General features: G+C 55.0%; 9 protein-coding genes. 4 read left to right on the forward strand and 5 right to left on the reverse strand.

The window, feature by feature from the left end:
• Positions 1-82: 82 nt before the first annotated feature.
• From tnpA to tnpC, 3 genes are all read left to right on the forward strand, one after another.
• Entirely contained in the window at positions 83-457 is a 375-nt protein-coding gene (gene tnpA / locus ACJO3M_RS03895; RefSeq protein ID WP_406999688.1) for an IS66-like element accessory protein TnpA, read from the forward strand.
• Positions 454-789, forward strand: a complete 336-nt coding sequence (gene tnpB / locus ACJO3M_RS03900; protein ID WP_406999690.1) for an IS66 family insertion sequence element accessory protein TnpB — start codon at positions 454-456, stop codon at positions 787-789. Before tnpA ends, tnpB begins: the two co-directional genes overlap by 4 nt.
• Positions 790-864: 75 nt before the next feature.
• Positions 865-2,409: an IS66 family transposase gene (gene tnpC, locus ACJO3M_RS03905; RefSeq protein WP_406999692.1), complete on the forward strand. Its 1,545-nt coding sequence runs from the start codon at positions 865-867 to the stop codon at positions 2,407-2,409.
• A 62-nt stretch (positions 2,410-2,471) separates the two neighbouring features.
• On the opposite strand, the gene ACJO3M_RS19250 is transcribed toward tnpC, so the two are convergent.
• The 5 genes from ACJO3M_RS19250 to ACJO3M_RS03925 all read right to left on the reverse strand — a co-directional run bounded on the left by ACJO3M_RS19250 (position 2,472) and on the right by ACJO3M_RS03925 (position 4,832).
• A complete protein-coding gene (locus ACJO3M_RS19250; RefSeq protein WP_504362675.1) occupies positions 2,472-2,744 on the reverse strand; it encodes a DUF7710 domain-containing protein in 273 nt (90 codons plus the stop codon).
• A gap of 146 nt (positions 2,745-2,890) precedes the next feature.
• Positions 2,891-3,166 carry a hypothetical protein gene (locus ACJO3M_RS03910; RefSeq protein ID WP_406999880.1) on the reverse strand — a complete coding sequence of 92 codons (276 nt, stop codon included), beginning with the start codon at positions 3,164-3,166 and terminating at the stop codon, positions 2,891-2,893.
• Positions 3,167-3,271: 105 nt separating this feature from the next.
• Complete coding sequence (locus tag ACJO3M_RS03915; protein WP_406999882.1) at positions 3,272-3,667, reverse strand: hypothetical protein; 396 nt, start codon at positions 3,665-3,667, stop codon at positions 3,272-3,274.
• Between the two features lie 130 nt (positions 3,668-3,797).
• The gene (locus ACJO3M_RS03920; protein WP_406999884.1) at positions 3,798-4,160 is read right to left on the reverse strand and encodes a DUF6559 family protein; all 363 of its coding nucleotides are present in this window, start codon (positions 4,158-4,160) and stop codon (positions 3,798-3,800) included.
• Between the two features lie 96 nt (positions 4,161-4,256).
• Complete coding sequence (locus ACJO3M_RS03925; RefSeq protein WP_406999886.1) at positions 4,257-4,832, reverse strand: hypothetical protein; 576 nt, start codon at positions 4,830-4,832, stop codon at positions 4,257-4,259.
• Positions 4,833-4,902: 70 nt separating this feature from the next.
• Here ACJO3M_RS03925 and ACJO3M_RS03930 point away from each other — a divergent pair, with 70 nt between their 5' ends.
• Positions 4,903-5,856, forward strand: a complete 954-nt coding sequence (locus ACJO3M_RS03930) for an IS110 family RNA-guided transposase (RefSeq protein WP_406998860.1) — start codon at positions 4,903-4,905, stop codon at positions 5,854-5,856.
• Positions 5,857-5,887 lie beyond the last annotated feature (31 nt).

Genomic DNA, 5,887 nt, shown 5'->3' on the forward strand with positions numbered 1-5,887 from the left:
GTAAGCGTCCGGTGATCCCATCTTGAGCACGGCGCTGCCAACGTCAGGATAGTGTCCACTTATTTTCTAGTGGACACTTAACATGAACGAATTAAGCGTAACCAAGCCCTACCAACGCCGTCGCCGGTTTTCCCGCGAATTCAAAGCCGAGATTGTCGCCAAATGCCTGGAACCCGGGGCCTCCGTTTCCCGGATTTCACTGGATAACGGTCTCAACGCCAACATGGTCCGGCGCTGGATGAGTGAAGCGCAGCGAGCGGATAAAACACCAGCAACACCGGGATTTGTTCCGGTTAATCTGCCTGCTGCAACCTCTGCACCGGGCAACCAATCGGTCTCGGATAAGCGTAGCACCATCCGCATCGAGATTCCCCGCGCCGGTGGTGCGGTGGTGGTGGAGTGGCCTGCGGAGCAGGCCCACCAGTGTGCCGCCCTGTTGCGGGATCTGCTGGGATGATCCGCATTGACGAGATCTGGCTGGCCACTGAGCCGCTGGACATGCGAGCCGGGCCAGACAAAGCGCTGGCTCGGGTTATTCAGGTCTTCGGTTCTGCCAGGCCGCATTGCGCCTACCTGTTTGCCAACAAACGGGGCAACCGGATGAAGGTCTTGATCCACGATGGCCTGGGCATCTGGCTCTGTGCTCGCCGGCTGAATCGGGGCAAGTTCCACTGGGGCGAAGCCTGGCGCGGTGACCAACTGCGCCTGACTGAGGAACAGTTATCCGCTCTGGTTCAGGGCCTGCCCTGGCAACGCCTTGGCGCTGAAGGCGTGATCTCCATTCTGTAACCATAAGCTGAGTGATATCGCCATAGCCAGAACCGCGAATCGCTTGCGGCACATGGACTTGGCATACTGACGGGCATGACTCAGCGCCCCGATCTCGACCAACTCTCTGCCGATCAGCTCCGTGCTCTTGCCACGGAACTGTTCGATCGTGTCGAGAACAAGGAGCGGGCCCTGGTGCACCGTGATGCGGTCATCGAGAAGCTGACTCACGAAGTGGCCATCCTCAAGCGCCATAAGTATGCCCGGCGCAGCGAGCAACTGGACGCCGTCCAGGGACGACTGCTGGATGAACTGATCGACAGCGACCTGGCGGCTATCGAAGTCGAGCTGGAACAGGCGATGACCGAGGAGCAGAAAGCTGCCCGGCCAAAGCAAAAGCCCAAGCGCACCCCGCTGCCGCCGGAACTGCCCCGCACCCTGATCCACCACGAGCCCGAAAACACTCAGTGCCGCTGCGGCTGCCAGCTCAAGCGCATCGGCGAAGACGTCAGCGAAAAGCTGGACTACGTTCCGGGCGAGTTCACGGTGGAACGCCACATCCGGGGCAAGTGGGTCTGTGACAGTTGCGAGACCCTGGTCCAGGCACCGGTGCCACCGCAGGTGATCGACAAGGGCATTCCCACCGCTGGTCTGCTGGCTCAGGTCCTGGTGGCCAAGTACGCCGATCATCTACCGCTGTACCGTCAGGAACGCATCTTCGGTCGCGCCGGCCTCGAAATTCCGCGCTCCACCCTGGCCGAATGGGTCGGTGCCTGCGGTGTGCAGTTACAGCCCCTGGTGGATGCGCTGAGAAACACCCTGCTGGACCACAGCGTTCTGCATGCCGATGAAACCCCGGTCAGCATGCTGGCCCCGGGCAAGAAGAAAACCCACAAGGCCTACGTCTGGGCTTACTGCACCACACCGTTCTCGGACCTGAAAGCCACCGTTTATGACTTCGCGCCCAGCCGTGCAGGCGAACACGCCCGCACCTTCCTGGGTGACTGGCAGGGCAAGCTGGTCTGTGATGATTACGCTGGTTACAAGGCCGGGTTCGGCAACGGCATCATCGAGATCGGTTGCATGGCCCACGCCCGGCGCAAGTTCTACGATCTGCACGAAGCCAACAAGAGCGAGCTAGCCGCTAAGGCGCTGGAGTACATCGGAAGGCTCTACGAAATCGAGCGGGACACCAAAGACCTGCCACCGGACAAGCGGCAGGAAATCCGGGAAACAAAAGCCAAGCCGATTGCTGATGCGCTGCATCAGTGGATGCTGGCGCATCGCCAGAAAGTGCCGGATGGTTCCGGCACGGCCAAAGCGTTGGATTACAGCCTCAAACGCTGGGCAGCGCTGACGCGCTACCTGGACGATGGTGCTGTGCCCATCGACAACAACTGGGTGGAAAACCAGATCCGGCCCTGGGCGCTGGGCCGCTCCAACTGGTTGTTCGCGGGATCACTGCGCAGTGGTCAGCGTGCGGCTGCCATCATGACTCTGATCCAGTCGGCGAAGCTGAACGGACATGATCCGTATGCCTATCTGAAGGATGTGCTGACCCGTCTCCCGATGCAGAAGAACAACGCCATCGATGAGCTATTGCCTCACAACTGGAAGCCGGCTATTACTGACAAGGTGTGATGGCCGGACGCTTACAGCGAAGCGGAGGTTTTGGCATCCGGTGAATGGCATTGTTATATGATTTAGTCTCGAAGGCCGTGTTCATAGTGGTAATGTTCTTGGGAGGCCGAGGAAAAACCACCCACAAACGCGGGATCGCTCCTTTTGGCATCAAGTGTCTCTGGGGTCATATTATGTGAGTCAGTCTCAATTGCCCAATCGAGCACTCCGCTATTGACCGGAGTTTTCGTGAGTACGCCAGTGAGACGATTGTGGTAAATCCACGCTTCTGCAGCATCTAACTCTGTGAATGCCCCGCCAACAAAGCGGCCACCCTCGCCATAAAAAAGCCACACTTCCCTCAATTAGACACCTCGTGCATATAACGCCCTTGTTTAGCGGCGCCCATGTAGCGCAGCGAAATGGGCGTCCGGTGTAGGGCCGACAGGCCCGAAACGTACTACAACTATTTGTTAAAGGCTTTTCCGTCAGCTCTCGCTAGTCACGAAAATGCCAAAGATATCGTCTGTAAGACGCTCACAACTGAAATGAACCAGCCAACAACGATCAATCTTTTGTGAGAGAGATCTATACCTTGAATTAGGATAAAGCTCCCAACGACGCCGCTGAAAAAGCCTCCGCTGAACTGGAGACCACCAATGGCGAATACAAACACCAAGTAAACGACTGCCAAAAAATGCAGCAATACTCGTAGCGGCTTGACCTCAAAGCGCTTGTAGTAGGCCTGGTCTTCTGGGGAAAGGTCTTCCTTGCTCACCGAAATACTCCCTGGAGCCTTTAACGCCAGCAATAAACGGCGCCCTGACAAGGGCGTCCGGTGGAGGCCAAAGGCCGGAACGAATTTGATTGCCTTGTTAGTGGCTCAGGCAACCTCCACCTCTTTGATTCCAGGCTCCTGATCAAGAAGCCCTTTGAAAAATTGGAAGCAACTGTCGAAGGTAGTCATCTTGTTTTGACCAAGCAACTTCTCTTTCAGGCTACGGTATTTATGGACCTGAAAGACCCACTCGATTTCTGATGTTGGATCATCGCCTTTCTCGTAAAACGCACATGCTCCAATCAGGTAACTGCCACCTTCGTATTCGAGCTCACTGTACCAGCCCCAATCCTCGGCTTCCGGCTCCGTAATCTCTATCTTGCCTTCGAGCTTTTTCCTCAACCATTCCAGAAGGGAAAGCCCATGTATCGGGTTTATGGGATTCTCTTTTTCCTTCGAGACATCAAACATCGACGTTTTGAAATGGATTGCCTGATTCATAGCTCTCCTTGGCCACTAACGCTGAAAGTAACCAGCGCCGGAGCGCAGCGGAGGGCACCAAAAGCGACACGCTTTTGGCGTCCGGTTGACTGCCTTGTTAAGGCTGGACTTGCATCGGAGCCATTGTTGTTCAAATACCATCACCGCCGCCAAAGCCATCTCCGAATTCACTGCCAGAGGAACCCCCTGCTTCGGACGTTCCGCTGGCCGCCATAACAACTGCGATATTGAAGCTCACTGCTCTCGCCATTGCGTAATCCATAACCATAGACTGTGGCCAGGTTTTACTTCTTTCGTACTCATCTTTGGTGCAATACAGCGCGACGGCGTAACAAAGATATTTGTCGGGTAAGCTCAACGACCTTGATGTATCGGTCACTTCCGCCGCCGAGTAGTTTCTCTTGTGGCCATACCTTTCTCTCAGCGCAGGGCCAAGCACCCTGACATGCTTTTTGATCGCCCGTTTTCTTAAGAACCAACTAACAGGATTCACTAGGCACCTTAGCCTTAACGCTTAGGTAACCGGCGCCGGAGCGCCAGCGGAGGGAACCAAAAGCGGCACGCTTTTGGCGTCCGGTTGACCGCCTGGTTATGGCCTCGCATGCTTGGCCACTGTATGAATTACAAATTTTCCGCAAACCAAGCAAATGACAAGAATTAGTAATATTTGGATGGCGAAGTTCGCGCCAACATACCACCAGTACTCGTCAGATACCTCTTTCTCAGCGGCGACCAAGCGGTCCAAAAATTCCGGAGAGCGCATCAATGCATTGGCTTCTTCTCGGGAAAGATCTGATATTGACCTGCCATCCAACGCCAATTCAGCAGTCTCTTTCTTGACGTGCTCTGCCAGTTCCTCGCCAAAAACTCCGCCTATTGAGCTGACAAACACTGCCAAAATTAGGCTAGCAAAAATGGATAGATAAACTTTCGTCTTCACTCGACTTCCTTGTAGCCATAACGCCGCCCAGCACGCGCGGCTACGGAATGGAGGCGAAGCCGCAATGTAGTAGCCGTCGCCGTGACTGGCTTTGTATGGATAATTTCTGCCGTGTTTGGGTAAATTGAGGCCCACCCCCAGTGGCCGCTGGGGGCCTTCATGCAGCAGCTCGATGTTGGCAGGCTCCTCATTCGAGAGACCGGTAACAAGTGCGTAGCGCTGCATGACTCTCAAGCGATAACTCGTACAGTCATCGGGGCCTCGAGCCCGTATAGCAAGGCAGAGTCAGCTTATTATGAACACCACAGAAATCCAAACTTCACTGAATATCGGTGTCGACGTTGGTAAAGCCAACCTTGATATCGCTCTCCATCCTTCCGGACAGTTTTATTCAATTCCCAATAGCGAAGCCCACATTCGTCGGTTCGTGAAGATCCTCAAGGACTACGATATTGAACGAATCGTGGTGGAGGCCACAGGGCGCCATGAGCATGCCCTGGTTCAGGCCTGCAATCAGGCAGGCTTACCGATCATAGTCGTCAATCCCACCAGTGTCAGACGTTACGCTCAGGCCATCGGCGTGCTCGCCAAAACTGACCGTATTGATGCCCAGGTGATTGCCAAATATGCTGCCACACTCAAGCCGGAATTCAGACCTATCCCGGACAAAACATCACAAAAGATCAGAGACTTATTGGCCAGGCGGGCTCAGCTTATGGAGATGTCCACCATGGAGAAAAACCGTCTCCAGATCATGCCAAAACCCCTTCACCGATCCATTAAAAGCTTACTCAGGATGCTGCAGAGCCAGATTGAAACGATCACCCGACAAATCGAGCAGGAAGTGGCCAAAGTGGATCACTGGCGTACCAAAATGGACATCATGACCAGTGTGCCCGGTGTCGGAAAAGTGCTCGCCTACACCTTCCTGAGTGAGCTGCCGGAGCTCGGCTCTCTGAACCGAAAGGAGATCGCCGCACTGGTCGGTGTCGCACCCATCAATCGAGACAGCGGCAAGCTCAATGGCAAACGGAGGATACGAGGTGGGCGCCCCAGAGTCCGAACCGTGATGTTCATGGCCATGCTCTCATCCATTCAGTGCAATCCCGTTTTCAAACGCTTTTACGAACGCTTGAAGGCCCAGGGGAAGATTCCAAAAGTGGCCGTCGTTGCCTGCATGCGAAAGATGATTGTGGTGCTCAATACCATGGTCAAAAATCAGGAACCGTGGCGTGAAAAAGTGGCTTAATATATGCGATTGACACCACAGTCACTTGTTA

The sequence above is a fragment of the Marinobacter alkalisoli genome, from assembly GCF_045449795.1.
Classification (GTDB): Bacteria; Pseudomonadota; Gammaproteobacteria; order Pseudomonadales; family Oleiphilaceae; genus Marinobacter.